The 26,573-nt window shown below is 72.6% G+C and carries 24 protein-coding genes, 1 tRNA gene, 1 other RNA gene and 3 pseudogenes; 14 read left to right on the forward strand and 15 right to left on the reverse strand.

What is annotated here, in order from left to right; genetic code table 11:
- From FF36_RS28135 to FF36_RS28145, 4 genes and pseudogenes are all read right to left on the reverse strand, one after another.
- A pseudogene (locus FF36_RS28135) lies at positions 1 to 303 on the reverse strand (helix-turn-helix domain-containing protein); the annotation flags it as partial.
- A gap of 214 nt (positions 304 to 517) precedes the next feature.
- Positions 518 to 1,319 (reverse strand): M56 family metallopeptidase (locus FF36_RS39405; RefSeq protein ID WP_242422950.1); only part of this gene is annotated, 802 nt, incomplete at its 5' end.
- Positions 1,320 to 1,326: 7 nt separating this feature from the next.
- Positions 1,327 to 1,762 (reverse strand): annotated as a pseudogene (locus tag FF36_RS39410) (M56 family metallopeptidase); the annotation flags it as partial.
- 13 nt (positions 1,763 to 1,775) lie between these two features.
- On the reverse strand, positions 1,776 to 2,261 hold the full coding sequence (locus tag FF36_RS28145; RefSeq protein WP_044888231.1) for a BlaI/MecI/CopY family transcriptional regulator: 486 nt from the start codon (positions 2,259 to 2,261) through the stop codon (positions 1,776 to 1,778).
- A gap of 806 nt (positions 2,262 to 3,067) precedes the next feature.
- Here FF36_RS28145 and FF36_RS28150 point away from each other — a divergent pair.
- The 6 genes from FF36_RS28150 to FF36_RS28175 form a co-directional block, all read left to right on the forward strand.
- Positions 3,068 to 4,880: cytochrome ubiquinol oxidase subunit I (locus FF36_RS28150; protein ID WP_242422951.1), on the forward strand; the 1,813-nt coding region annotated here is incomplete at its 3' end.
- A 493-nt stretch (positions 4,881 to 5,373) separates the two neighbouring features.
- Positions 5,374 to 6,366 (forward strand): cytochrome d ubiquinol oxidase subunit II, encoded by a 993-nt coding sequence (locus FF36_RS28155; protein WP_044888233.1) that lies wholly within the window; start codon positions 5,374 to 5,376, stop codon positions 6,364 to 6,366.
- Positions 6,367 to 6,466: 100 nt separating this feature from the next.
- A complete protein-coding gene (locus tag FF36_RS28160) occupies positions 6,467 to 7,264 on the forward strand; it encodes a CPBP family intramembrane glutamic endopeptidase (RefSeq protein WP_236706523.1) in 798 nt (265 codons plus the stop codon).
- 195 nt (positions 7,265 to 7,459) lie between these two features.
- On the forward strand, positions 7,460 to 9,028 hold the full coding sequence (locus tag FF36_RS28165; protein ID WP_044888234.1) for a CYTH and CHAD domain-containing protein: 1,569 nt from the start codon (positions 7,460 to 7,462) through the stop codon (positions 9,026 to 9,028).
- Between the two features lie 87 nt (positions 9,029 to 9,115).
- Positions 9,116 to 10,144 carry an aldo/keto reductase gene (locus FF36_RS28170; protein WP_044888235.1) on the forward strand — a complete coding sequence of 343 codons (1,029 nt, stop codon included), beginning with the start codon at positions 9,116 to 9,118 and terminating at the stop codon, positions 10,142 to 10,144.
- A 494-nt stretch (positions 10,145 to 10,638) separates the two neighbouring features.
- Positions 10,639 to 10,842: a cold-shock protein gene (locus FF36_RS28175; protein ID WP_009740954.1), complete on the forward strand. Its 204-nt coding sequence runs from the start codon at positions 10,639 to 10,641 to the stop codon at positions 10,840 to 10,842.
- A 584-nt stretch (positions 10,843 to 11,426) separates the two neighbouring features.
- On the opposite strand, the gene FF36_RS28180 is transcribed toward FF36_RS28175, so the two are convergent.
- Both FF36_RS28180 and FF36_RS28185 read right to left on the reverse strand, forming a co-directional pair.
- Entirely contained in the window at positions 11,427 to 12,524 is a 1,098-nt protein-coding gene (locus FF36_RS28180) for an aspartate-semialdehyde dehydrogenase (RefSeq protein ID WP_044888236.1), read from the reverse strand.
- 97 nt (positions 12,525 to 12,621) lie between these two features.
- Complete coding sequence (locus FF36_RS28185) at positions 12,622 to 13,890, reverse strand: aspartate kinase (protein ID WP_044888248.1); 1,269 nt, start codon at positions 13,888 to 13,890, stop codon at positions 12,622 to 12,624.
- A 267-nt stretch (positions 13,891 to 14,157) separates the two neighbouring features.
- Between FF36_RS28185 and FF36_RS39415 the strand changes: the two genes are divergently transcribed.
- The 3 genes and pseudogenes from FF36_RS39415 to FF36_RS28195 form a co-directional block, all read left to right on the forward strand.
- On the forward strand, positions 14,158 to 14,312 hold a 155-nt coding region (locus FF36_RS39415), incomplete at its 3' end, for a TerD family protein (protein WP_242422954.1).
- A 1-nt stretch (position 14,313) separates the two neighbouring features.
- Positions 14,314 to 14,742, forward strand: a pseudogene (locus FF36_RS28190) (TerD family protein); the annotation flags it as partial.
- A gap of 20 nt (positions 14,743 to 14,762) precedes the next feature.
- Entirely contained in the window at positions 14,763 to 15,914 is a 1,152-nt protein-coding gene (locus tag FF36_RS28195; RefSeq protein WP_044888238.1) for a zinc-dependent alcohol dehydrogenase family protein, read from the forward strand.
- Between the two features lie 60 nt (positions 15,915 to 15,974).
- On the opposite strand, the gene FF36_RS28200 is transcribed toward FF36_RS28195, so the two are convergent.
- A complete protein-coding gene (locus tag FF36_RS28200) occupies positions 15,975 to 16,427 on the reverse strand; it encodes a hypothetical protein (RefSeq protein ID WP_044888239.1) in 453 nt (150 codons plus the stop codon).
- Between the two features lie 552 nt (positions 16,428 to 16,979).
- Between FF36_RS28200 and FF36_RS28205 the strand changes: the two genes are divergently transcribed.
- Positions 16,980 to 17,588, forward strand: a complete 609-nt coding sequence (locus FF36_RS28205; protein WP_044888240.1) for a hypothetical protein — start codon at positions 16,980 to 16,982, stop codon at positions 17,586 to 17,588.
- Positions 17,589 to 17,621: 33 nt separating this feature from the next.
- Here FF36_RS28205 and recR read toward each other — a convergent pair whose 3' ends face one another.
- The 4 genes from recR to ffs form a co-directional block, all read right to left on the reverse strand.
- Entirely contained in the window at positions 17,622 to 18,221 is a 600-nt protein-coding gene (recR, locus tag FF36_RS28210; RefSeq protein WP_044888241.1) for a recombination mediator RecR, read from the reverse strand.
- Positions 18,222 to 18,236: 15 nt separating this feature from the next.
- Positions 18,237 to 18,743, reverse strand: a complete 507-nt coding sequence (locus FF36_RS28215; RefSeq protein WP_044888242.1) for a YbaB/EbfC family nucleoid-associated protein — start codon at positions 18,741 to 18,743, stop codon at positions 18,237 to 18,239.
- A gap of 21 nt (positions 18,744 to 18,764) precedes the next feature.
- Positions 18,765 to 21,575, reverse strand: coding sequence for a DNA polymerase III subunit gamma and tau (locus FF36_RS28220; protein ID WP_044888243.1), 2,811 nt, complete (start codon positions 21,573 to 21,575; stop codon positions 18,765 to 18,767).
- 38 nt (positions 21,576 to 21,613) lie between these two features.
- Positions 21,614 to 21,710, reverse strand: an RNA gene (gene ffs, locus FF36_RS32120) — signal recognition particle sRNA small type.
- 839 nt (positions 21,711 to 22,549) lie between these two features.
- On the opposite strand from ffs, the gene FF36_RS28225 reads away from it, so the two are divergent.
- A tRNA-Ser gene (locus FF36_RS28225) sits at positions 22,550 to 22,634 on the forward strand.
- A 159-nt stretch (positions 22,635 to 22,793) separates the two neighbouring features.
- Here the strand turns inward: FF36_RS28225 and FF36_RS28230 are convergent.
- Both FF36_RS28230 and FF36_RS28235 read right to left on the reverse strand, forming a co-directional pair.
- Complete coding sequence (locus FF36_RS28230; protein WP_044888244.1) at positions 22,794 to 23,099, reverse strand: hypothetical protein; 306 nt, start codon at positions 23,097 to 23,099, stop codon at positions 22,794 to 22,796.
- A 39-nt stretch (positions 23,100 to 23,138) separates the two neighbouring features.
- Positions 23,139 to 23,408, reverse strand: coding sequence for a GNAT family N-acetyltransferase (locus tag FF36_RS28235; RefSeq protein WP_242419796.1), 270 nt, complete (start codon positions 23,406 to 23,408; stop codon positions 23,139 to 23,141).
- A 103-nt stretch (positions 23,409 to 23,511) separates the two neighbouring features.
- On the opposite strand from FF36_RS28235, the gene FF36_RS28240 reads away from it, so the two are divergent.
- Together FF36_RS28240 and FF36_RS28245 are read left to right on the forward strand one after the other, a co-directional pair.
- Positions 23,512 to 23,820, forward strand: coding sequence for a hypothetical protein (locus tag FF36_RS28240; protein WP_052681535.1), 309 nt, complete (start codon positions 23,512 to 23,514; stop codon positions 23,818 to 23,820).
- Positions 23,821 to 23,910: 90 nt separating this feature from the next.
- Positions 23,911 to 24,627 (forward strand): DUF433 domain-containing protein, encoded by a 717-nt coding sequence (locus FF36_RS28245; protein ID WP_242422952.1) that lies wholly within the window; start codon positions 23,911 to 23,913, stop codon positions 24,625 to 24,627.
- Between the two features lie 45 nt (positions 24,628 to 24,672).
- Here the strand turns inward: FF36_RS28245 and FF36_RS28250 are convergent, their stop codons facing one another.
- Positions 24,673 to 25,449: a class I SAM-dependent methyltransferase gene (locus tag FF36_RS28250; protein WP_242422953.1), complete on the reverse strand. Its 777-nt coding sequence runs from the start codon at positions 25,447 to 25,449 to the stop codon at positions 24,673 to 24,675.
- 411 nt (positions 25,450 to 25,860) lie between these two features.
- On the opposite strand from FF36_RS28250, the gene FF36_RS28255 reads away from it, so the two are divergent.
- On the forward strand, positions 25,861 to 26,274 hold the full coding sequence (locus tag FF36_RS28255; RefSeq protein ID WP_052681537.1) for a Panacea domain-containing protein: 414 nt from the start codon (positions 25,861 to 25,863) through the stop codon (positions 26,272 to 26,274).
- Here the strand turns inward: FF36_RS28255 and FF36_RS28260 are convergent.
- Positions 26,247 to 26,573, reverse strand: a 327-nt coding sequence (locus FF36_RS28260; RefSeq protein WP_044888246.1) for an integrase core domain-containing protein, incomplete at its 5' end; no start/stop codon positions are given. The genes FF36_RS28255 and FF36_RS28260 overlap by 28 nt on opposite strands.

Here is a 26,573-nt window from a genome sequence, read left to right on the forward strand (position 1 = left end):
CTCCCCGGTCACCGGCGAGGGCACCGGGGGCTGTTCCCGCTGCCTGCGCCCGACCGTGGCCCAGATGTCGCCGCTGGTCTCGGCGAACCGCTTGGCGACCAGCCGCAGCGTCTCACCCGAGACACCCAGCCGTGCCGCGATCACCTCGACAGGATCAACCTCGCCGGTCGAGGTGTCCAACGCGAGCAGCACCTGCGCCCGCCTGATCATCGAGGCCGGATGCACACCCGTGGTGGTGACCCGAACCAACGCTTCACGATCGGCCGCGGTCAAGGTGACCGGCCGCTTCTTCTGTGACGGCATGACTTGTCCTGACCGGCAGAGGGGACGAGGAAGATCTGCCAACACCAGCCTGCCACACCCCAGAACTAAACAGCGACGGTCTACTAGTCTGCCGACTCGCCCGCGCCTTGCCTATGGGGGCGATGGCGGGAGAGAGATAAATCGTCTCTCACGTGCTCCACCGGCTCCTGCCGAGCCGCCGCCTGCGGTCGCGAACCGCCGGTGACCTGCGCGATCAGCCGATGAGGACGATCACCGGGGGGGCCGCTAGGACGGCTGCGGCGGCCAGGTAGGCCCCGGCGGGCAGCCACCAATGGACCCCCGGCGGGTCGAGTAGCCGCGCGATGCGCGAGATGACCGGATTGGCTGTCCCGAGCCGGAGGCCGGGTGCGTCCGGCGCCACCGCAGCGGCGGTGGCGCCTGCCGGCCCGCCGGCCGGGCTGCCTCCCGGGCCGCCACCGAACTGCATTGCTGACCGGGCCGCCGTGGCCGGCAGGGGATCCTCGGCGCCGAGGGCGGGCAGCACGGCGGCCGGGTGCCCGATGATGCTGAGCGCCCCCGCGGGGACCGGGGCCCGGGCCACGCCGAGTCGGGCCAGCGCCCGGGCAAGCGAGCGGCGGCTGGTCTCGCGGGCGGCGGCGTCGTCGGCGAGCATCTCGACCAGTAAGGACACGGCCGCCGTCGCCTCCCGGGCTGGTCGTAGGAAGGGGAAGGTGCGCTCCCAGGCGACGAACGGCTGGATCACCAGATCGTGTCGCCCGGCCACGTGCGCCGCCTCGTGGGCAAGCACCGCGTCCAGCTCGGCGGCGTCGAGGGTGTTCAACAGCCCCCTGGAGACCACCACCCGGGCGTGGCGGACCCCCGGGACGCAGTAGGCGACCGCGATCGGATGGTCGAGGATCCGCAGCAGGATGCCGGCCCGGTCGCGGTGTTCGCACAGGCAGCAGGTGGTGGGATCGGCGCTGCTTCCACTGCCGCCGCCTGCGCTCGGGGCGTCGCCGGGGTCGGCGTCGCCGCTGGCGGGAGTGGTGGGCGGGNGGAGGNGGGTGTGGTCGGCCGACTCCCGCGCGCCGTGCCCGCGGTGGCGGCGGCCGGCGAGATCGACCAGATGCCGGTGCCGGTGCCGTTCGCGCAGGGTCGCCGCGGTGGAGGCGCAGAGCACCCCGAACAGCCGGCAGGCCAGGGCCGTCGCCGTGGCGAGCCCGACGAGGTTGACCCAGCGCAGGCCGGTGAGGGGGGATCCGGCCGCGATGTTGCCGAGATGGTCGGTGATCGCGGTCGGGGTGTTCGTGGACAGCGGGGAGACGGTGAACGCGATCGCGGCCAGCAGCGCCGAGACGCCGCCGGCCAGCCCGATCGCCTGCCACAGCACGATCGCCGCCCGCGGGCAGCGGTGCGGCCAGCGCGCGGCAGCCAGCAGGCGTGGTACCGGCCAGGCCAGCACGCCCGCGAACAGGGCGAGGAGGGCCGCGGTCGTCATCTCGCCGGCAACGCTACCGCCCGTCCGGTGGAATCTGAACCGTTCGATCCGAGTCGGTGGTCACCGCGGCCGGCCCGTCCGGCCCGCCGGGGTCCGCCCCAAGTGGGGGTGGGATGGCGGGATCCGGGGCCTCGGCGGCCGGATCGCCGCCCAGGGGTTCCAGCGCCCGGCGGAGGATCTCCGCCTCCTCGGCCGAGACCGATCCGACAAAGCGGACCAGCGCCGAACCGCGGTCATCCGCGGTGCCCAGAGCCTCCATCATCGCCTCGGCGACGACGGCCTCCCGGCTGTCGGACGCGGCGTAACGGTGGGCTCGAGCGGCCCGCTGCCGACGGACGAAACCCTTGCGTTCCAGTCGTTCGAGCACGGTCAGCACGGTGGTGTACGCGAGATCGCGTTCATGGTCGAGGCGGGCCGCGACCTCGCGGGCCGTGAGCCAGCCATCGCTCGACCACAACACGTCCATGACCGACCGTTCGAGGTCACCCAGGCGCGCCATACGTCTATCCTACGTCGCGTAGAAGTTCAGGGCGGCGGAACGGTCTCGTTCGCGTCGCCTCCTCCGTCACACAGCCGCGCGACCTCGGCGTTCGCCTCGCGACGGCGGGTGCGGGCGGCCTCGCACCGCCGTCAGCCGGCTCGGGCCGGCGCCGCGGACGTCACAACCCGCCCGTGGCCCGAAGGTCGCACCGCCGAGCCGGCCGCCGGCCGGCGTCGCCCCACGCGGCGTCGGGACCTTCTTCCTGGCCCGATTCGGCGTGACGCCGGCCCATTCCTCCCACGCCGCCCTCGGCCGGGTGCACCCCGGGGACCGTCCCGGCCACCCGGCGTCCGGCCGGGCCCGACGGCGGCGTCGGCAATTGCATTCGCCGCCGTTCCCGGCGGCCTTGTGGCGGGTTACCCGCTTGGCGGCGTCGATGTGTTATCCGAAAGTTATTTTTTTGGTGGAGCTGACCGGCCCGGCCCGGGGGTGCACTTGTTCCGGCCCGCCGTGACCAGTTGCGCGGAATGCGCGGGACGGGCCCTTTGGTGCCGCGGTGAACGCAGCGAATGCCAAGGTCCGCGGCTGACGGGCACGTCACACGGGGTTTGCGGAGGGAAGTGACCGGAAGACGGCGTATGCACGTAGAGGGGACGCGCGATGCACTGCCCCGCCGGCCGGCGTCGCGCATGTCGTGGACCTCACGGAAGCCCGACCGCCGACCGGATCACCCCGCTACGTACCTTAGGACCTTCTACTTTGGGTAGAAGGTCGACTGAATCCCGGTCGATTTCTTCCCGCGGTCCTTCGAAGGAGCCGTGCGCATGGTTCTCGCCGCCGACGCCGTCGACCTCGCTCGTGCCCAGACGGCGTTCTCCCTCGCGTTCCACATCTGCTTCGCCGTGTTCGGTGTCGGTTTGCCATGGCTGCTGATCTACACCGAGCGACGTTGGCTCAAGACCGGCGATCCGGTCTGGCTGGCGCTGACGAAGAAGTGGTCGCGTGCCTTCGCCGTTCTCTTCGCGGTGGGGGCCGTCTCGGGAACAGTGTTGTCGTTCGAGTTCGGGCTGCTCTGGCCCGCGTTCATGTCCAAATACGGGGGCGCCCTTGGGCTGTCGTTCACCCTGGAGGGCTTTGCGTTCTTCACCGAGGCGATCTTCGTCGGCATGTACCTGTACGGCTGGAAGCGACTCTCGCCGCGGGCCCACTGGCTGACGCTGTGGCCGATCGCGATCTCCGGCACCCTGTCGACGGCGTTCATCATCACGGTCAACGCCTGGATGAACGTGCCGCGCGGGATCGTCGAGCAGAACGGCAAGCTCCTCGAGGCCAAGCCGTACGCCCCGTTCATCAGTCCAGGTACCCCGCCGCAGCTCGTCCACATGCTGCTCGCGGCGCTGATGTGTGCCGGCGGTGTGGTCGCGGCCATCTACGCGGTGGGCATGCTGCGCGGTCGTCGTGACACCTACCACCAGCGCGGCCTGAAGATCGGGCTCGCGGTCGTGCTGGTCTGCGCGCCGGTGCAGCTCATCGTCGGGGACTGGGCGGCCCGCGTCGCCGGCGCCAACCAGCCGTTCAAGCTCGCGGCGATGGAGGGCCTCTACCACACCGGGTCGCATGCCCCCTTCGCCATCGGCGGGATCTACGACGACAAGACCGGCGAGATCCGCTACGGCCTGGAGATCCCCAGCGGGCTGTCCCTGCTGGAGGGCTTCAGCACCGGCCATGTGATCAAGGGCCTGGACGGCGCGCCGCCGGACGAACGACCGAACGGCACGCTGGTGCACGGCGCGTTCACCACGATGGTCGGGGCGGGCTCCGCCCTGATCGGCCTGTCGCTGCTCACCGGCCTCGTCGTCCTGCGGCGCCGCCGGCGCCGGGAGCGCCCGCTGCTACCCACCAGCAGGCCGTGGCTGATCGCCGCGGCGTGCACCGGGCCGGCGGCGATGCTGGCGATGCTCACCGGCTGGGAGGTCACCGAGGGTGGCCGCCAGCCGTGGATCGTCGGCGACCACATGCGGGTCGTCGAGGGCGTTGCCGGCGGCGACGCGGTCGCGCCGATGTTCGCGGGCACCCTGGTGCTGTACCTCGGGCTCGCCGGCGCCCTGCTGCTCATCCTGCGGCGGATGGCCACCGGCGGCCCCAGCGGCGAGCAGCTTCGTCCCGGCAAGCCCGTCGGTCCCTCGGCCCCCACCGCCCCCCGTCCGCGCGACGGCGGGTCCGGCAGCGGCGGCTCGGGCCCGGCCGGCTCCGGACCGGAACAGGGCAGCGGCGGCGACGAGTCCGGCTCGAAGGAGTCCGTCCCCGCCGCGCAGTACATCCCGGCCGCCCGGGGAGTGCCGGCCGCCCAGGGAGTGCCGGCCGCCAGGTCCTTCCCTGCCGCCGAGTCCTTCCCTGCCGCAGAGTCCGTCCCTGCGGTCAGGTACGTGCCGGCCGCCAGGTCCTTCCCTGCGGCCGAGTCCGTCCCTGCGGTCAGGTATGTCCCGGCCGCCACGTACGTTCCCGCCGCCCGGCACGTTCCGGCCGCCGAGTACGACCCGGCCGCCGAGCCGGTCGCCTGGTACACGCCCCGGACGGATCTGCTCTCTGAGCGTGACCAGACGGGCATGCCGGTGGCGGTGCTCCTCCCCGGCCGCCNCCCCGTGNCCCCCGCCGGCGCACCCGCTCCCGCCGGCGGCATCATGGCCACCGGGGTAGGCGACCCGTCCGATGGATCCGAGCCGTCCACCGGGTCCGAGCCGCCGACCGGGTCCGACCCGTCCACCGGGTCCGAGCCGCCGACCGAAACCGAGCCGTCCACAGCGGCCGAGCCGTTGACGGGCGCCGAGCCCGGCGTGGATCCGAGCCGCAACCCGCCGCCGACCATCAGCCCGCGGCCGGACGGCGCCGAGCCGACCTCGCCGCCCGCGACGCCGGCTCCCGCGTCGCCCACCATCCCGCGGCCCCGGCCCGAGCCGCACCCCACCGGGTCCTCCGGGGGCGGGCGGCCCGCGCCGTCGAACCGGCGTGGCGCGCCCGGCTGGCACAGCCTGCTGGGCCGGCGCTCCGCCGGGGGCCGGCACGCCTCCACCGCCCGCCGTCCCGACACCGGCGCGCGCACCGCCGGCCGCACCGACCGGGGAGAGACCCGATGACCTCCGCCGACCTGCTCCTCGTCGTCATGGTGATCGGCCTGACCGCCTACGCGCTGCTCGGTGGCGCGGACTTCGGCGGCGGCGTGTGGGATCTGCTCGCCCGGGGACGGGATGCGCGGGCCCAGCGCAAGCTGATCTCGAACGCGATCGGGCCGGTGTGGGAGGCCAACCACGTCTGGCTCGTGTTCATCGTCGTCGCCCTGTTCAGCGGGTTTCCGCCCGCCTACGGGGTGGTCGGCTCGTCGTTGGAGGTTCCGCTGTCGGCCGCGCTGGTCGGCATCGTGCTGCGCGGCGCGGCCTACGTCTACCGTGCCTACGGCGCCGGTGCGGCGGGTCCCGACCACTGGTGGGGGCACGTCTTCGCGGTGTCGTCCACGATCACCCCGTTCGCGCTCGGGGTGGCCGGGGCGGCGCTGGCCACCGGGGACATGTCGCCCGACGACCCGTTCGCCCCGGTCCGCAGCTCGTTCGGCCTCGTCTGCGGGCTGTTCGCGGTTGCCGCGACGGCCTTCCTCGCCGCCGTCTACCTGTGCAAGGACGCGGCGGCCTCGCCGGCCACCGAGCACCTGGTGGCCGACTTCCGCCGCCGCGCCGTCGGCGGGGCCGTGGTGTGCGGCATCCTCGCGCTGATCCTGCTGCCGCTGTTCTGGGACCAGGCTCCCGTGGTGGCGCACCGATTCGCCGACCGTTCGCTGCTGCTGGTCGTGCTCTCCGCGATCGGCGGGATCGGCTCCCTGGTGGCGCTGGCGCGTAACCAGTTCGTCGCCGCCCGGCTGGCGGCGGGTCTCGCGGTCGCCGCCATGCTCTGGGGCTGGGCGATCGCCCAGTACCCCGACCTGATCGTGGGGCAGGTGACGGTCGACGACGCCGCGGCTCCGTCGACCAACATCCACGCGATGCTCTACGCGGTCGTCGGTGGTCTCGTGATCGTCCTGCCGCCGATGATCGTGCTGTACCGGCTGTTCACCCGGCCCGAGCCGGTGGACTGACCGGCCGACCCGATCGGCGGCCCTGGATCGGCCCGGCGGTGACCCACCGCCGGGCCGATCCGTGGTCGGGCCGCCCATCCGGGTGGGCTACGGTCGACCCGTGACGGATGCCCCCCCGCAGGCGCCGGTCACGGCCGAACCGCTCACCCGGCGGGTTCTGGCCGCCGAGGTCTGGCTCGTGCTCGGGGTCTCCTTCGCCGCCTCCGCGCTCTACGCGCTCATCCGCTACGTCGGCGTGCTCACCCGGCCGGGACCGGTCCGTTCCCAGGTCGCCCGGCTGAACACCTCGGCCGCGCCGGGCCGCCCGTGGCTCGATCTCGCCCTGCAACTGGCCGACGTCGCCACCGGCGTGGTGCCCGTGCTGTTGGCCGTGCATCTGCTGGCCCGCCACGGCGGCGGGCGGCGCGCGATCGGCCTCGACGGCCGGCGACCCGGCCCGGACCTCGCCCAGGGCGCCCTGCTCGCGGCCGGGATCGGCGGTCTCGGCCTCGGTTTCTACCTGCTGGCCTGGCACAGCGGCGCCAACCTCACCGTCGCGCCGTCGAGCCTGCCCGACGTGTGGTGGCGGGTGCCGGTCCTTGTCCTGAGCGCCTGCCAGAACGGCCTCGCCGAGGAGGTCATCGTCACCGGCTATCTGCTGGTGCGGCTGCGCGAGCTCGACGTCACGCCGGGGCGGGCGCTGGCGACCAGCGCGCTGCTGCGTGGTTCCTACCACCTCTACCAGGGCCTGGGCGGGTTCGCGGGCAACCTCGCGATGGGGCTGCTGTTCGCCCGGCTGTTTCAGCGCAACGGCCGGGTGTTGCCGCTGGTGATCGCCCACTCGCTCATCGACACGGTGGCCTTCGTCGGCTATGTGCTCCTGGTCGGGAAGGTCTCCTGGATTCCCGCTCCGCGCTAAGGTTAACGACAGGGAAACACAAGTCGTCTATCAGGTGTCCGAAGCTATTCTTCCTGACGCTCCGACGGACCATCGGACAACCACGAGGGACGGGTGGGCGTGGGCTGCCCGGGTGCGCCGCGCACGCGGTGCGGGGCCGAAGTGACGGTGGGGCCGAAGTGACGGTGTGGGCGAATGACGAGGAGGGCGGGGCGGATGGCCACCGGGGTCCGTGAGATCGAACGTAAGTACGCCGTCGAGCCAACCTTCGTGCTGCCGAAGCTGGGTGGCGTGCCCGGGGTCGCGACCGCGCGGACCCGCCGCGCAGTCAGCCTCGAGGCCGTGTATTTCGACACCGACGACCTGCGCCTTGCCCGTAACCGGATCACTCTGCGCCGGCGCACCGGCGGCTCCGACGCCGGCTGGCACCTGAAGCTGCCGGTCCGCGTCGGCGAGCGCGACGAGCTGCAACTCCCGCTCGACGCCGCCGACGGCGTGGTCGACGTGGCTGCGGGCGCGCGGCACACCCCGCCGGCGGAGTTCGTCGACCTGGTGTCGGTGCACCTGCGCGGCGGCGAGCTGCGTCCGGTCGCCCGGCTGCGCACCCTGCGCACCGCCCGGCGGCTGCGCGACGCCGCCGGCGTCGACCTTGCCGAGGTCGTCGACGACCAGGTCTCCGCCCAGACACTCGGCGAGGCGACGGTCGTGAGCACCTGGCGGGAGATCGAGGTCGAGCTCGTCGACGGCAAGCGTGGCCTGCTCGACGACGTCGGCGAGCTGCTGCTGGCGGCCGGGGCGGTCGCGGCGGCGGACTCCTCGAAGCTCGGCCGGCTGCTCGGGCCCGCGCTCGCCGCCGGACCTGGGCCGGACGTGCCCCCGCTGCCGCGCCGCCCGCGCCGGCGGGCCCCGGCCGGCGAGGTCGTGCGCGCCTACCTCATCGAGCAGGTGCGCGCTCTGCTTGCCGCCGACCCGCGGGTGCGGCTCGACGAGCCCGAGGCGGTCCACCGGATGCGGGTGGCCTGCCGGCGGGCCCGCAGCACGCTGCGGACCTTCGCGCCGCTGTTCCCGGCCGACACGGTGACGCTGCTCGACGAGGAGCTGCGCGACCTGGCCGGCGCGCTGTCCGGCGCCCGCGACGCCGAGGTGCAGATCGCCTACTTCGACGGCCGGCTGGCCGAGCTGCCCGCGGACCTGGTCGCCGGGCCGGTCCACGAGACGGTCAGCGCCCACCTGTCCACCGGGATGGCCGCCGCCCGCGAGGAGGCGCTGACGATGCTGCGCAGCGACCGGTACTTCGCCCTCGTCGCCAGCCTGCTCACCCTGGTCCGCGCGCCGCTGACCGGCGCGGCGCGGCGCCCGGCCGGCAAGGTCCTGCCCGGCCTCGTTCACCGCGCCGACCGGCGGCTGGGTAAGAAGGTGACCGCCGCCGCCGGGCTCCCGGTCGGCCACGACCGGGACGAGCTGTTGCACTCCGCGCGCAAGCAGGCCAAGCGGCTGCGGTACGCCGTCGAGGCGGTGACCCCGCTGTACGGCCAGGACGCGACGGCACTCGTCGGCCAGGCGGAGCGGGCGCAGGAGCTGCTCGGCACTCACCAGGACGCCACCATCGCGCGCGATCTCCTGCGCGGCTGGGGCGTCGCCGCCCAGGCCCAGGGCGACCCCACCGCGTTCACGCTCGGCGTGCTGCTCGGGCTGGAGGAATGCCGCGGCCGGCTGGCGGAACGGGACTTCTTCGATGCCTGGCCGCGGATCTCCGCTGCGAAGTACCGCCGCTGGCTCGACTGAGCGGCCGCACGCCGGGGCGTCGGACGGCCGGGGGCGGGTAGCCTCCGGTCGACCCCGCCTTCGTCCCGGTGCCGCAGGAGGCTCGCGATGACCACCTCGACCACGCTCCCGACGACGCCGCTGGGCCCGACGGGCATGCAGATCACCCGGGTGGGTTTCGGCGCCTGGGCGATCGGCGGAGCGGGCTGGGCCTTCGGCTGGGGTGCCCAGGACGACGCCGAGGCGGTCGCGGCGATCCGTCACGCGGTCGCGGCGGGGATCAACTGGATCGACACCGCCGCCGTCTACGGGCTCGGGCACTCCGAGGAACTCGTTGCCCGGGCGCTCGCCGACATCCCCGCGGCCGAGCGGCCCTACGTGTTCACCAAGTGCGGCCTGGTCTGGGACGACGCCGACCGGACCGTCCCGCCGGCCCGCGTGGGCGCCCCGGCCTCGATCCGGGCCGAGGTCGACGCCTCGTTGCGCCGGCTCGGCGTCGACCGCATCGACCTGTACCAGCTCCACTGGCCGCCGCAGGACGGCACGCCGATCGCCGACGCCGTCGGGACGCTGCACGAGCTGCGCGCCGCCGGCAAGATCCGTTCGGTGGGCGTGTCCAACTTCTCCGTCGACCAGCTCGAGCAGGCCGCAGCGGCCGGCGGGGTGGACGTGCTGCAGCCGCCCTTCTCCCTGATCGACCGCGCCGTCGCCGCCGAGATCCTGCCGTATGCCGCCGCCCACGGCATCGGCACGATCGTCTACAGCCCGATGCAGTCCGGGTTGCTCTCCGGGCGCTGGAGCACGACGCGGACCGCCGAGCTGCCGGCCGACGACTGGCGGCGCCAGGCCGCCGAGTTCAACCCGCCGGCCCTGGAACGCAACCTCGCGCTCGTCGACGTGCTCGCCGAGGTGGCCCGCCGGCACGCGACCACGGTCGCCGCCGTCGCGGTCGCCTGGACGCTGGCCTTCCCCGGGGTGAGCGGCGCCATCGTCGGAGCCCGCCGCCCGGACCAGCTCGACGGCTGGTTGCCGGCCGGCTCGCTGACCCTCACCGGCGCCGATCTCACCGAGATCGCCGCGGCGGCCGAGCGGCTCTCGGCCGGCCGCGGTCCGCTGCGGCCCGCCGGCGACGAGTAGCCGCGCCTGGCCGGGACCGGCCGTCGGCGGTAAGGGCCCGTCGGCGGTGGGGGCCCGTCGGCGGTGGGGGTCCGTCGGCGGTGTGGGCCCGATTGTGGGCCGAGATGTGGTTCAGGTCGTGGTCGGATCGAAAGTCCCGTCGGTCACCCGTCCGAGTTGCCACGTCTGGGCCATCCACCGCCCGGTCGGTGCCGCACGCTGCTCACGCTGGGAAATCCCTGTCAGCTCGACGGATTGCGGGACGACCCGGGTGTACTAGCCCGTGGCCGGACCAGCGGTGTTGTTCTGTTACCGGGGCATGAAGTGGACTTCCTTGCTCGGAGGACTCCCGCGAAGCCCTCCGTCCGTGTAGCGTCGTCCCTGGCCGGAGTTCGCCGGTTCGCGTCTCAACCGAGGCGCGGCGGAACAGCGCCAGGATCTCTTGTGGCTTCCTGGCGTTCGGTCCGGGGCCCGCGCGGTGCGGGTCCTGACTGCACCAGCAGGGAGAACGGCACGTGGCTCAGGGCACGGTGAAGTGGTTCAACTCGGAGAAGGGCTTCGGCTTCATCTCCGTGGACGGCGGCGGCTCCGACGTCTTCGTTCACTACAGCGCGATTCAGATGGACGGCTACAAGGCACTTGAGGAGGGCCAGCGGGTCGAGTTCCAGGTGACCCAGGGTCAGAAGGGTCCGCAGGCCGACGCCGTCCGCGTCGTCTGAGCCACGAGAGACTTCACGGTCAGCCCGCCCATCGGGTGCTCCGCTGGGCGGGCTGACCGCTTCTCCGCGTCGTTCGTCACGTGGCGGAGTCGATTGCACGACTGCCCGATCGTGCCGGAGGGCTTCGTTTCCCCGGCCCTGTCGGGTATGTCGCCTCGGTCGGAGCCTCGATCGGACAGTTCTCCAGAAGGCGCCTTTCCCCCTGGCCAAGCGGGAATGGAACGGTCTTCGGTGTCCCACCATCGGGACCGGTTGATCCGCCTTCCCGTGGGGCGCCGTACTTTTGCCGCTCGGGGTGATTTCGGTGACGGATCGCCGCCGGGGCGATGGCTGTTCGTGCAAAGCGCGGGTAACCGCATCGCGGTTCTCCGACCGCTTGTTCTCGGTCTTCGCTTGCGGCTCCTCTCGGCAACCAAAGCTTAAAGGTTGCTGAGAAACGCACGGAAAGCGAATGTGCGGCGCGCTGTCGCGACCCGACCAATCACGGCTCGACATGGATGGCGTGCGGGCTCGTGACAGGCCGGCCGCGCGTTGGCGCCGGCCGGCCCACCACTCGCGGAGTCCGGCCCCGCGTCAGCCGGCCGTCAGCTGGTCGTCGACGCGGCCTGCCCGGCCTGCCCGGCGACGAGCAGTTCGGCGATCTGCAGCGTGTTCAGCGCCGCTCCCTTGCGCAGGTTGTCGCCGCAGAGGAACAGCGCGATCTCGTGCGGGTCGTCCGGCGACTGCCGGATCCGCCCGACCCAGGTGGGATCGGTGCCCACCACATCCGAAGGGGTGGGGAACTCGCCGGCGGACGGGTCGTCCACCACCGCGACCCCGGGGGCGCCGAGCAGCACCGCGCGGGCCTCCTCGCCGGTGACGGGCCGCGCGAAGCGGGCGTGCACCGCGACGGCATGGGTGGTGATCACCGGCACCCGCACGCAGGTCGCGGACACCCGCAGGTCCGGCAGGCCCAGGATCTTGCGGGACTCGTTGCGGACCTTGAACTCCTCGGACGACCAGCCGCCGTCGCGCAGCGACCCGGCCCACGGCACGACGTTGAGGGCCAGTGGTGCGGGGAACGGGCCGAGGCCCTCCTCGCCGATCGCCTTGCGCACGTCGCCGGCGGTCTGGCCGAGCTCCCGCGTCCCACCGACCGTGGCGAGCTGGTCGTAGAGGGTGTCGATGCCGGCCTGCCCGGCGCCGCTGGCGGCCTGGTAGGAGGCGGCGAACATCGACTCCAGGCCGAACGCCCGGTGCAGCGCGCCGAGCGCGACGATCATCGACAGGGTCGTGCAGTTCGGGTTGGCGATGATGCCCCGCGGGCGGGCGGCGAGCTGGTCGGCGTTGACCTCGGGGACGACCAGCGGGACGTCGTCGTCCATCCGGAAGGCGCCCGAGTTGTCGACCGCGACCGCGCCGCGCGCCGCCGCCACCGGCGCCCACTGCGCCGACACGTCGTCGGGGACGTCGAACACGGCGACGTCGACACCGTCGAAGACCTCCGGCGAGAGCACCTGCACGGCGACGTCCGCGCCGCGCACCCGCACGGTGCGCCCGGCCGAGCGGGCCGAGGCCACCGGCCGGATCTCCCCCCAGACGTCCGGACGCTCGGCGAGCATCGACAGCATCACCGTGCCGACCGCGCCGGTCGCGCCCACCACCGCGAGCGTCGGCCGTCGGCCGGCCTCGTTGCCCGTCATGCCCCATCCTCCAGGTGAGCCGTGATCAGTGCCGTGCGTTCGGCGATCGGAGCCGTGCTGGCCGCGATCAGTGCCGCGCTGTCTGCGGTCGGTGTCCTCATCGGCCGGTGCCCGCGTAGACGACCGCCCCGCCGTCGGGGTCGCCGAGCTCGAAGGCGCCGTGCACGGCGCGCACCGCACCCGGCAGGTCGGTGTCGCGCACCACCACCGAGATCCGGATCTCCGAGGTAGAGATGATCTCCACGTTGACGCCGGCGTCGGCGAGCGCGCCGAAGAACCGCGCCGACACCCCCGGGTGCGACTTCATCCCGGCGCCGATCAGCGAGAGCTTGCCGATGTGGTCGTCGTAGAGGGTCCGCTCGAAGCCGATCTCGCCCTGCACCTTCGCCAGCGCCGTCAGCGCGGTCCGCCCGTCGGCCTTGGGCAGGGTGAAGGAGATGTCGGTGCGGCCGGAACCCGCGACCGAGCCGACCTGGACGATCATGTCGAGGTTGACGTCCGCGTCCGCGACGGCCCGGAACACCGCCGCCGCCACCCCCGGCTTGTCCGGGCAGCCGACGACCGTCACCTTCGCCTCGCTGACGTCGTGCGCGACGCCGCGGATGATGGCCTGTTCCACGAGCTGTGCCTCCGGAATCTCGGTGACCCACGTGCCCGGCTTCGAGGAGAACGACGACCGGACATGCACGGGGACGCTGTAGCGACGCGCGTACTCGACGCAGCGCAGCATGAGGACCTTCGCGCCGCAGGCCGCCATCTCCAGCATCTCCTCGTAGGAGATCGTGTCGATGCGGCGGGCGTCGGGGACGATGCGCGGATCGGCGCTGAACACGCCGTCGACGTCGGTGTAGATCTCACACGCGTCGGCGTGCAGCGCCGCGGCGAGCGCGACCGCGGTCGTGTCCGAGCCGCCCCGACCCAGGGTGGTGATGTCCTTGGTGTCCTGGCTGACGCCCTGGAAACCAGCGACGATCGCGATCGCACCCTCGTCCAGGGCCGCCCGGATCCGGCCCGGCGTGACGTCGATGATGCGGGCCTTGCCGTGCACCGAGTCGGTGATGACGCCGGCCTGGGAGCCGGTGAACGACCGGGCCTCGGCGCCGAGAGTGGTGATCGCCATCGCCAGCAGGGCCATCGAGATCCGCTCGCCGGCGGTGAGGAGCATGTCGAGCTCGCGGGCCGGCGGCAGCGGTGACACCTGCTCGGCGAGGTCGAGCAGCTCGTCGGTCGTGTCACCCATGGCGCTCACCACGACCACCACGTCGTTGCCGTCGCGCCGCGCCTCGACGACCCGCTCGGCGACTCGTTTGATGCGGTCCGCGTCGGCAACGGAGGATCCACCGAACTTCGCGACCAGGAGCGCCATGGCAGCCAGGTTACCGAGCGCCGACACCTGCCCGCTCCGCTCGCCGGGGATTGCTCCGATGTGACCTGGGCGCACGTCTGCGCAGCGTGCCCGGGGTCCGACCCGAGGCGACCCCGCCCCGACGCAACGCTGTCGTCCCGACGACGGCACGCTGGGCGGATCCGATCCGTTGTGCCAGGGTGACGGCACCGACCGCGTCATATCGACCGCGTCCCGCGGTTGCCGGCGATGGTCCCCGACGCATCAGTCCAGGAAGGACGATCCGCAATGGCAGTCAGCCTCGCCAAGGGTGGCAACGTAAGCCTCACGAAGCAGGCCGCGGAGGCCGGCACCGCCCAGCTCACCGCGCTGAACGTCGGGCTCGGCTGGGATGCCCGCACCACCACCGGCACCGACTTCGACCTCGACGCCTCGGCCATCGGNCTGCGGGCGGACGGCAAGGCCTTCAACGACAGCTACTTCATCTTCTACAACAACCTCGCCTCGCCCGAGGGAGCGATCACGCTGACCGGCGACAACAAGACGGGTCAGGGCGAGGGCGACGACGAGTCCATCATCATCAACCTGCCCTCGGTGCCCGCCGAGATCGACCGGATCGTCGTCCCCGTCTCCATCTACGACGCGGTGAACCGCAGCCAGAACTTCGGCCAGGTGCGCAACGCCTACATCCGGGTCGTCGATCAGGGCGGCAACGAGCTGGTTCGGTACGACCTGTCCGAGGACTACTCCACCGAGACGGTCGTGATCTTCGGCGAGGTCTACCGCAACGGCGCCGACTGGAAGTTCCGGGCAGTGGGCCAGGGCCACAACGACCTCGGCGGACTGGCCCGCGACCACGGCGTCAGCGTCTGAGCCGCGGGCCGGAGCGGGTCATGCGGGCCTGGCAGGTCGTGACGCCCGGGCCGATGGGCACCGGGCCGCTGCGCGCGGCCGAGCTGCCCGTGCCCGAACCGGGGCCCGGGCAGGTCCGGCTGCGCGTCGACGCGTGCGGCGTGTGCCGGACCGACCTGCATCTCGCCGAGGGCGACCTCGGGCCGCACCGGCCGCGCACCGTGCCGGGGCACGAGGTCGTCGGCCGGGTCGACGCGATCGGCCCCGGGGTGGCGCTGGCCCCGGACACGGCGGTGGCCCCGGATACGGATGCCGCCACACCCCCGAGCGTCGAGCCCGGCGCCGAGGGGCTCCTCGGCGCTGTGGATTCCCTCGGTGCCGCGGGTTCCCTCGGTGCCGCGGACGTCGGCGTTGGAGTCGGGCCGCGCGGGGTGCGCCTGGGTGACCGGCTGGGCGTGGCGTGGCTTGCCTCGACCGACGGGACCTGCGTCTACTGCGCCCGCGGCGCGGAGAATCTCTGCCCCGCGTCGACCTACACCGGCTGGGACGTCGACGGTGGGTACGCCGAGTACGTCTGCGTCCGCGCCGACTACGCCTACCGGCTGCCCACCGGCTACAGCGACGCGGAGCTCGCCCCGCTGCTGTGTGCCGGCATCGTGGGCTACCGGGCGCTGCGGCGCGCGGAGCTGCCCCCTGGCGGCCGGCTGGGCATCTACGGCTTCGGCGCGTCCGCCCATCTCGCCGCCCAGGTGGCGATCGCCCAGGGCGCGCGGGTCCACGTGCTGACCCGCTCGGCCCGCGCTCAGGCCCTGGCCCTCGAGCTCGGCGCCGCCTCCGCGAGCGGGGCGTACGACGCGCCGCCCGAGCCGCTGGACGCGGCGGTGCTGTTCGCGCCGGTGGGCGAGCTGGTGCCGGTGGCGCTCGCGGCCCTCGACCGCGGTGGCACCCTGTCCGTGGCGGGTATCCACCTCAGCGACATCCCGCCACTCGTCTACGCCGACCACCTGTTCCAGGAGCGTGACCTGCGCAGCACGACCGCGAACACCCGGGCCGACGGCGCGGAGTTCCTCGCGATCGCCGCCGAGCACCGGCTGGCGGTGACGGTGTCGCCCTACCCGCTCGCCGCCGCCGACCGGGCCCTCGGCGACCTCGCCGCCGACCGGGTCACCGGCGCGGCCGTCCTGCTGCCCTGACGGCACGGCCGGGCAGCCCGCTGCCCTGACGGACGGCACGGCCGGGCCCGGACCGGCCGGTCAGGACGCGCGGGCGGCCAGCCGGCGCAGCAGCACCGTGCCCGCGACGGTGAGGGCCGCGGCCGTCGCCACCTCGCGGGGCAGCCGGTGGCGGGCCTCGTTCTGGATCTTCTCGTGAAAGCGGTCGAACCGGCTCGGCCAGGGACTGGAACCGACGAAGTACCGGCCCACCTTGTCGGTGTCGGGCAGGCAGGCGCCGGTCATGCCGGCGAGGACGGCCAGGCGCCGCCCGTCCGGGGCCGACGCGGTCAGCAGTGCCATGGCAGCGAGCCCGGCGACCCCGTCCCGGCGCGCGATCGGCAGCCACTCCGGCTCGGTGTTCGGGCCGGTGCCCCAGTGCGGCAGTGCGTCCATGGCGAGATGCGAGAGGAATCCCGCGGCCAGGGCGGGCACGGGATGCCGGATCGCCATACCCACGAAGGCGCCCGCGCCGACATGCGAGCTGATGATCATACGGAGGACCTCCTGATGGACGGTGGACCGGCCGCCTCTAACCATGCCGCCCGGCTCCGCGTCCGCTGACCGCGGGGGTCGGCATCGGGCCTGGCGGCGGCCCTCGCCGTGGTCGTTGCGTGGTCCGTAGGAGCGACCGGATGGGCGGACGTATCGGGCATATGCACGTGCGAACGCTCCGCTGGATGAACGTTCCAAGGCGATCGCCGACGCCCGTTCGGACGGCGGTGCCAACGCGCGTCCGAAAGCGTGGGCGGACGAGATCGCGAAAGCGTGCGCACATGCTCGCGCGAGTGCACATGATGGGCACATGGGCGCGCGGCGTAGCATCTGGGTGCACAGCGCAGCGATGCGTTGCAGATCCACACATGGACGGCCGGCGGCAGCCAGGCCCGGTGGCAGAAAGTGACCATATGTGCGGACGGTGACCGGGGGCGGCGGGGAGGTGTCGGATGATCTCCAGGAGGAAGCTCGGTTCACTCGGAGGCGCGCTGGGCCCCAGGGGGGCGGTCCCGGGTCGTGCGCGGGCGCGACGGCACCTGAGCGGCCTGGATGGATAGGTGGATCCGAGGCGTGCGGACCTGTCCCTTACGTCATGCCGGTGATCTCGGCGCCGCCCTGCCACCGGGCGCCGTCATCTCGGTGGCGTGGCGGTTGGACGGCGCCGGACGGATCATCGGTGGAATGCTGCCCCACGGGCATCCGCAGGGCGGCCCGCAGGGCAAGCGGGTCCTGCACGGAGAGGGCGTCTGGGCGGCCGAGATGTTTCCCCGGGACCGAGAGATCACCACGGAGCTCGACCTGGTCGAGCCCGGTTCCGCGGCCCACCCTGCCCGGCTCGTCGTGCACGGCCCGGAGCGGGACATCGTCGGCTACGTGGACCAGCCGCGACTGCCCACGGACCGGCTGGGCCGGCTGACGACCGGCATGCGGCGCGACGCCCGCCAGATTCGGATCCGGGCCGCCGGCCGGATCTGGTGGATCAGGGCGACGAAGGTCTTCGGCGTGCGGGTCGTCCGCGACCACGGTGTGGACGTCTACCGCACCCGTGGCCTGCACGCCGTGTTCAGCGCCGAGGCGGACCACCTCGATGTCAGCGTCGTCCTGCTGACCCTCGCCTCGATCCCCAGTTCGACGTACGCGCCCATCCTCGGCTTCTGACCGGCTGACCCGCCTGACCCGCCGGCCGGCGGGTCAGGCGGTGACGACCCGGCGTCCCTCGAAGGCGCGGCCGAGGGTCACCTCATCGGCCCACTCCAGGTCGCCGCCCATCGGCAGGCCGCTGGCCAGCCGGGTGACCCGCAGCCCCATCGGCCCGATCTGGCGGGCGAGGTAGGAGGCGGTGACCTCACCCTCGGTGTTCGGGTCGGTGGCGAGGATCAGCTCCGTCACCGTGCCGTCGGCCAACCGCGCGACGAGTTCGCGGATGTGCAGGTCGTCGGGCCCGACCCCGCCGATCGGGTTGATCGCCCCGCCGAGCACGTGGTACCGCCCGCGGAACTCCCGGGTGCGCTCGATCGCGACGACGTCCTTGGGCTCCTCGACCACGCAGATCAGGGCCTGGTCGCGGCGGGGATCGGCGCAGATCCGGCACAGCTCCGACTGGGCGACGTTGAAGCAGCTCCGGCAGAACCGGACCTTGTCCTTGACCTCGGTCAGCGCGGTCGCCAGCCGGCGGACGTCCACCGGGTCGGCGGCCAGCAGATGGAACGCGATCCGCTGGGCGCTCTTGGGGCCGATGCCGGGCAGCCGCCCGAGTTCGTCGATCAGGTCCTGGACGATGCCCTCATACATCGGTGCTCCCGCCCGTCAGCCCAGTCCGGGACGACCGGGACCGCGCGGCACAGCGCCGCCGCCGGCCAGCAGGCCACCGAGATCACCCAGCCCGCCGAGCGCCCCACCGGCCCCACCGGCAGCGGCGGCCCCACCCAGCCCGCCGGCGCCCAGCCCGCTCGCGCCCAGCCCACCCGTGAGCGAGCCCATCCGTTCCGCGGCGAGCCGATGCGCGTTGGTGGTCGCGTCGCGGACCGCCGCGAGGATCAGATCGGCGAGCGTCTCGGTGTCCTCCGGATCGACCGCCTCCGGGCTGATCGTGAGGTCGACGAGCTCGCCGCCACCGTTGACGGTGGCCCTGACCAGGCCGCCGCCGGCCGTGCCATCCACCCGGGCGGAGGCGAGCTCCTCCTGGGCCGACAGGAGCGCGGCCTGCATCTTCTGCGCCTGCTGGAGGATCTGCCCCAGGTGGGCCCCACCACCGGCGGGCAGTCCACCGCCGGCCGGGGTCCCATCGCCGGCGGAGGTCTGCGAGTTCGACATGTCGACGAGCCTACTTTCCTGTCAGCTTGTCGGGATCTGTTCGATGACCGTGGCGCCGAGCCCGGTTCGCAGCAGGGACATCGCCGCCTCCGCGCCGCCGCGGGCGCCGCCCGCCTGCCCCGGGGCATCGTCGTCGTCGAGAGACGGCTCGTCGTTGACCGGCGGTGCGGCGGCCGTGCCACCACTTCCCGTTCCCGCCGTGCTACCCCCCGCCGAACCGTGCCCACCGGCTCCGGCCGTGCCGGTGCTGTTCTGGCTGGTGCTGTTCTGGCCGGTGCTGTTCTGGCTGGCGTTGTTCTGGCCGGCGGCGTGCGCACCGGCGTCGCGCTGTCCGGCGATGCCGTGGGCGGCGGCGGACCCCTGGCCGCGGTCGCCGGAGTGGGTACCGCTGCCGCCGTCCCCGATCTGATCGTGGGTTGGCGGGGTGGGCTCGGGGAAGCGGGGGCTGTCGCCCTCATGGCCCGGGTGATGATCCCCGCCCGGCCCCCCGCCGGGGCCGCGCCAGCCGTCGTTGGCTCCGCCTCGCCCGGGTCCGCCCGCGGGACCGTATGCGCCTGCCGCCCGGCCGGCGCCCCCACTGTCGGCGCGCGGCGCGGGACCGCCCGGACCGGGTGCCCAGCCCGCCGCAGCGGGCGGTCGACCGCCGCCGTCCACGCCGCCAGGTCCCTCACCGGCGGGCGCATAACCCGCATGATCCTGGTGGTCCGGGTAATTTCCGCCGCCCGGCCCCTGCCAGTGCCCCGCCACGGGTTGCCCTGGCCCAGATTGGCCTGGTGTGGGCCCGCCGGTTCGGCCGCCCGCCGCCGGCGCCGGTCCACCGCCACCGGCGCGCTGATCAGGACCGGCCCAGGCTGGTCCTGATCCCGGCTGGCCACCGAAGCCACCGCCGGGCGGTGGCGGTCCCCCGGCCGGCCGGCCGCCGCCACCCCGCCCAGGACCGGAGCCTCCCGCGGGCCCCACACTGACCCGCCAGGTCCCGCCGATCTTCTCCGCCAACGCGGTGCAGAACACTTCGGCGTTGTTGCCCTGCCCGAACATCCGTCCCATCGTCGGGCTGGCGAAGGCGAGCACCACCTCGTCACCGCGCACGTCGGCGACGGTCGCGTGGTCCTTCAGGATCGCGTGCGTCTTGCGACTGCGACGGCCGGCGAGCACGAGGACCTCGTCCCACAGCATCCGCAGGCCAGCGGCGTCGATCCGCCCGCCGCCCGGCCCGGCCCCGCCGCGTTGCCCAGCCCCACCACGTTGCTCAGCCCCACCGCCTTGCCCAACTCGGGGGCCTTGCCCAGCTCCGGCGCCTTGCCCAGCTCCGGCGCCCTGCCTGGCTCCGGGGCCGCCACCGGCTCCCGGCTGCGGCCCGAAGCTGGTGCCTGCCGGCGGCGGCCCGTAGCCGGCGCCACCGGTCGGGGCACCCGCACCGATCCCGCCGGCCGCCGAGGCCGCGTCCCACGACCCGCCGGCCAGCCCCGGGGACGTGGGAGCCGCGGCGGCGCGCGCCGGGTGAGCGGGTGCCGGCCGAGCGGGCGCCGCTTCCCGCGCGGGACTCGCCGCATCGTCCGGGCCATGCGGGCCATCCGGGCCGTCGGCACCGCGGAACGGGGAACTGCCCGCCACCGGGCCCGGGCTGAAGCCGGGCGCCGAGGCCGGGTGCCCTGCGGCCGGGTCGGGAGCGGCGAGCACGGAACGCCGCTCCAGCCGTTCCAGCCGGGTCAGCAGCGCCGCCGGGTCCGCCGAGGCCGCGGGCAGCAGCGCGCGGGCGAGGATCAGCTCGAGCATCAGCCGCGGGCTCGTCGTGCCCCGCATCTCGACCAGGCCGCCGTGCAGCACGTCCGCCGTGCGGGACAGCTCCGCGGGGCCGACCGCGGCGGCCTGCGCGCGCATCCGGTCGATCTGGTCGGGGGAGAAGGATTCCAGCAGCCCGCGGGCATCGGCGTCCGGGACGGCCGCCATGATGATCAGGTCGCGGAACCGGTCGAGCAGGTCGGTGGCGAACCGCCGCGGGTCGTGCCCGGCGGAGACGACCTTGTCGACGACGGTGAACAGGGCGGCACCGTCGTGCCGCGCGAGCGCGTCGACGGTCTCGTCGAGCAGGACCCCGTCGGTCACGCCGAGCAGGGCCACCGCGCGGTCGTAGTGCAGGCCGTCGTCGTCCGCCCCGGCGAGGAGCTGGTCGAGGACGGACAGCGAGTCCCGGACCGATCCCGCCCCGGCCCGCACGACCAGCGGCAGCACCGTCGGGTCGACGGTGACGCCTTCCTGCTCGCAGATCGACGCCAGGTGCGTGCGCAGCACGCCCGGCGGGACGAGCCGGAAGGCGTAGTGGTGGGTGCGGGACCGGATCGTCGGGATGACCTTGTCCGGCTCGGTGGTGGCGAAGACGAACTTCAGGTACGGCGGCGGCTCCTCGACGACCTTCAGCAGGGCGTTGAACGCCGCGGCCGTCACCATGTGCGCCTCGTCGACCACGAACACCTTGAAGCGGGCCGAGGCGGGGGCGAAGAAGGCCCGTTCGCGCAGGTCCCGGGCGTCGTCGACGAGGCCGTGCGAGGCCGCGTCGATCTCGGTGACGTCCATCGAGGCGCCGGTGCGGATGCCGACGCACTCGTCGCACACGCCACAGGGCTCGGGGGTGGGCCCCTGCTCGCAGTTCAGCGAGGCGGCGAGGATCCGGGCCGAGGACGTCTTGCCGCAGCCCCGCGGGCCGCTGAACAGGTACGCGTGGTGCAGCCGGCCGGTTCGCAGAGCCTTGCGCAGCGCGTCGGTCACGTGTTCCTGGCCGACGACCTGAGCGAAGGTCGCGGGACGGTACCGGTTGTACAACGCTGTGCTCACTGGCCTGCTCCGCGTGCTCGACGAGACGATCGGCGAAACGAGAGGACCCCCCGCACACCCGTCAGAGCCCGCTTACCCTTGCTGCCTTCCGGCCCTGGGGGGTTTCACGAGGGTAACGCCGCACGAGGGGTCTGCTCCGCAGTCTAGCCCGTCCCGGACGATCATGAATCCGGAGGTCCCCCGCCCCACCCGAACCGGCCGCCACCCCGCCCCGGCGGTCGTCCGCGCCCGACCGCCGTCCGCGCTGGCGCCGGGGCTCGGCTTTATCCTTTTCCCTGCCGGGGGGACGAATCGGGCGCGGAACCCTCTGGAAGGGCAAGGAAGTCCGGCCTCCGCCCTCCGCTGGCCAGGAGCTCGCGTGCGGCCTGTCCTCGCGCCTGCGCGGGTGTTCGCCCGGGACCCGGGTCGAGGCCCAGCCGTCTGGTTACGTGCGGTGACGGGTGACGGGGGTGGGAACGGGGGTGTGCGGGGGGCCGGTGTCCTGTGGTCCTTGGGTATGGACATACCGGACGCCGAACCCATCAGAGCGACCACATCGGCGCTCTCCCACGCAGCCACCCCGAACACCCGCCAGCCGCCGCCACGCTCCGCGCTCGCCGCCGCGGCCCGCGGCCCGCTCGACCTCGGGCCCCACCGACGCGCCGCCCCGCCCTCGGACCCGTCCTCCCACCACCACAAGCCACCACCACAAGCCACCACCACAAGCCACCACCACGGCCACGTGACACGGTCATTCAGATTCCGCGGAACCGCGTCAGCCTCCGGGATCTTGCCAGTGTCGCTCCCCGCGCAGGCCCGACCCACGCCGGTTACCGCAACACGGGACGGTCCGGCGGCCGATGCCCCCAACGGCCGGGGTCAGCGGGCCGTGCCCAGGCGGACCAGGGTGCCCCGAGAGGCGCGCTGGGCCTGACTGCGCGCGGCTGGGCGACCCCGCGTCCACGGACCGGCGACGATCAGATAGTCTCATCGACGGAGGATTCGCCTAGTGGCCTAGGGCGCACGCTTGGAAAGCGTGTTGGGGGCAACCCCTCGAGAGTTCGAATCTCTCATCCTCCGCAACGATCTTCCCGGGTTCGCCGGACTGCCCAGCCTTCGATCAGGCAGGACAGGATCGGCCCCGATCTCTCCCGAGGCCGCTCCCGCCTACACCCCGCCCCGCGACCCGCCGGTCTGGGCCGGTACCGGCCTGAACCTCCACATCACCGTCCCGCCCGTTCACCGTTCCCGCCACGAGCGCCACCGACGCCGCGACGGCAACGCTTCGGCGACCGCCCCGGGCGGTAGACGCAGGTCGTACCCCGCGTACTGCTCATCCCCGGGATACAAGATCGTCGGAATGAAGCAGGCAACGAACTCGTCGGTCGCCTCTGCCGTGTACACCCGGATCCCGAGATCACCGAGCCGTCGCGGGATTACCTCACCCGGCTCGCGCGCCACGTCGTACCGCCGCACCCGCAGGCCCGGCGCATCCTCCTCGGCGGCCCAGTCCTCCCCGAGACCATCCCACGCATTCCCCGTCATCCGGCCACCGTGCCACACCGCTCCATACCTCTAGGCGGATCAGGTTCCGATGGTTGATGTTGTCCGGGAGACCCACTCGGCCCGGCTGATCGCGTAGATGTTCCGCGGCTCACCGTTCGGTCGATGGGTCCCTCGGCGAGGGTGAGACCAAAGCTGCTCGGCGACGCGGATGAAGCTGATGTTCTCCGGATGGATGATCAAGATTGGGCGGCTACGGCCGGCCTCGGTGAACGCGAACTCGACGGCGGCCGTCGCACCTTCGGAGGCGATGCTCTCACCCCACCGATCCCGCCCTACCGTCCACGCCACCTCGCACAAGCTCTATCGATGATCGAATGGGATGATCTGTCAGGCGAGGTGAAAGACGCAATCACCGGACAGGCCGGTCCGGTGGTCTCCGCCGGCACTGTGGATGGGGGGACGGCTCCTCATCGACGGCCCGGTGGTGCGGGTGGTGGACTGGGCGCGGCCCGCCGCCGCTTGCTGGGTTGACGCGGCGTTCATGGTGATCCGGCTTGTCGGGGCCGGCCATGAACCGGCGGACGCCGGACAGTGGGCGACCGGTCTCGCCTGCTGGACGGTCGCACCGGACGCCCTGACCGCGTTCGCCTGCTACGTGACCTGCCTGTGGACGGTCCGGGCCGCCCAAGGGGGAGGCTCGGCGGCCGCGTGGCGGGCCCAGGTAGCCCGCCGGTATGCCGCCGACCGGCAGGGGCGCTGAACCAAGCTTGCCGAAGCCGGCAACGTCCAGGTCGAGGTGGGTGGTCCGATGCTGCACAGAGGGCGCGCGCGGATGCCTTCGATCTTGTCCATGAGCCATGATGTTGGGGTGACCGTCAGGGTGCTGGACCGCGAGGTCTACTCGATGAGCGAGGCAGCCCGCCTGCTCGCGGTGAGCCCGGCACGCCTGAGAGGGTGGATCGACGGCTACACCCGTGGGGAGATCCACTATGACCCGGTGATCCGCCCCGAGCGGACCGGGAACGAGGCGGTCACCTGGGGCGAGTTCGTCGAAGCTGGTTATCTCCGGGAGTACCGCGTCAAGGGGATCTCCCTGCAAAAGATGCGGATCGTCGTGCAGCGCCTACGCGAGCGGTTCGGGGTGTCCTACCCCCTCGCCCACGCCAAGCCCTACGTGTTCGGGATGGACGTCGTGCTCGCGGTCCAGGAAGAGGTCGGCCTCGGCAGTTCGCTGTCCATGGTCCGGATCAGCGACGGGCAGTTGGTGCTCGCGCCAAAGGCGCAGCACTTCTTCGAAATGGTCGAGTTCGCACCAGGTGCTGGCGTCGGCGAGGATGAGGCGTTGCGCCTGTTCCCGGACAGCACTTCCCGCCAGGTCGTCCTCGACCCGCTGCGGCAGTTCGGTTCCCCGGTGGTGCGCAGCACTCGCACGGCGAACCTGTACGAGCTGTGGGCTGCCGGCGAGTCCATCGCGGAGATCGCTGAGGCCTATGAGCTGCCGGACGCGGACGTCGAGGCCGCGGTGCGCTACGAGAGCCGTCTTCGAGGGCAGGAGATCGCAGCCTGAACATGGACGACGGTGCCGTACTACGGCTGCGGTGCGACTCCGGCTCTATGGCCTGGGACTGTGTGCTACGCCGATGACGTGTGCGCTTGCTCCGAGCATCGAGGGTTCGGTTTCGGTCAGACGGATGGCTCGGAGGAGATCGCCGGGGTCGGCCATTCGCCGCTCGAGGTCCCCCAGCAGCCAGGCGAAACCTTCGACAGCGACAAGACTGATGTCCTGGTAGCCGGCGCGGTCGAGCTCCGCGCGCAGCTCCTCGGGGTGGTGGAAGTAGGCCCAGAAACCGCCCTCGGTGGGGCGGGTCGGGTCCTGGCTCAGGCCGGTCCGTAGGTTGTGGTCGAAATCGTCCCAGATCTCGCCGCTTTCGAGTAGGCCCTTCCTCGTCGCGTCCAGGACCCAGGCGTGTCGGGTGATGACCTCGACCAGAACGGTTCCGCCGGGTCGAAGGACACGGCTCGCCTCGCGCAGCGCCGCCGCCCGGTCGTCCGGCTCGACGAGGTGGTAGAGCGGGCCCATCAGCAGCACGATGTCGGCGGCTTGATCGGCGACCGGCAGACGGCGAGCTTCGCCCAGCTGGGCTCGAAACGGTGCGTGCTGTTGCGACCGGCTGCGGGCTCGTGCCCTGTCGACATGGCGGGCGACCGGGTCGATGAGGAGCACGTCGTGGCCACGTTCGGCGAGGTGCGCGGCGTGCCTCCCTGGTCCACCGCCGACATCGACGACACTTCCATGCCTGGGCAGGAACCGGGCGAAGATGTCCCAGCTCCGTAGCCGGACCAGGTCACCGAGGCCCGGCTTCCACAGACGCCGGTCCTCATCAGCCAACTCGTACCGGGCCGTTACGCGGCTATCGACCTCCATCTGGCCAGTATGGGAAGGCCGTCCGCACCTGGCGATCATTTTTGCCCGTCCTGCGCGACGAGACCAACCGCTGCGCCGCGCTCTTGCAGGCCATCGCCCGGGTCGACCGCGCGGTCGCTGGCCTCCCTGAGCGGACCGTCGAACTGGTCGAACTACTCATATCGACCATCTGGCGACTCTTCCGATCCGGGTCCGTATGCCGCGGGTCTTTCTGTCGGACCGCGCTCCTAGCCTGAGTGCTGTCCGGAAGGCGCTACGCCGGAAGGTGCAGAGTCCGCCGCCGGGGGCCGGGGTAGACGGTAGGTGTCGTCCGGGCTCCCGCAGCTAGGGTGATCCCGGTGATCCCGGGGACCGAGGAGCTGGAGCGGAGGGTAGATGGCGACTGCGCACGACGTCGCGGCTTACATCCTGCGGGCTCGCGGGCCGATGTCGACCATGAAGCTACAGAAGCTCGTCTACTACTCGCAGGCGTGGCACCTTGTGTGGGAGCAGCGTCCCCTGTTCCCCCAGGAGATCCAGGCATGGGCAAACGGGCCTGTGGTGTACGAGCTCTTTGACGCCCATCGCGGTCTGTACACCGTCGGACCCGAGTGGCCCAGAGGAAATGCGGACGCGCTCCTGCCGGATGAACGATCCAGCATTGATGCCGTCCTGGACAGCTACGGCGATCTGTCCGGCCGCCAGCTCAGTCACCTCACCCACGCTGAAGGTCTGAGGTGCTGCCCGTTTCACGGACACGCGATAGTTGGACTATATCAGCTTTACGCCGCCTCCGGTATTGATGTCTGACTCGTCAGGTAGAGATGTTCGACGTGTTCCGGAGTGTGGTAGCCGAGGGTGGAGTGGAGTCGCTGCCGGTTGTAGAAGACTTCGATGTACTCGGCGATCGCACTGCGGGCGGCGCGGCGGGTGGGGTAGATTTCTCGGTAGACGAGTTCATTTTTGAGTGTGCCGAAGAAGGATTCGGCGGCGGCGTTGTCCCAGCACACTCCGGTGGCGCCGACGGAGGGTCGCGCGCCGTGCTTGCTCAGGGTTCGATGATAGGCATCGGACGTGTATTGCGCGCCGCGGTCGCTGTGGAAGATCAC

The sequence above is a fragment of the Frankia torreyi genome (genome assembly GCF_000948395.1).
Lineage (GTDB): Bacteria > Actinomycetota > Actinomycetes > Frankiales > Frankiaceae > Frankia > Frankia torreyi.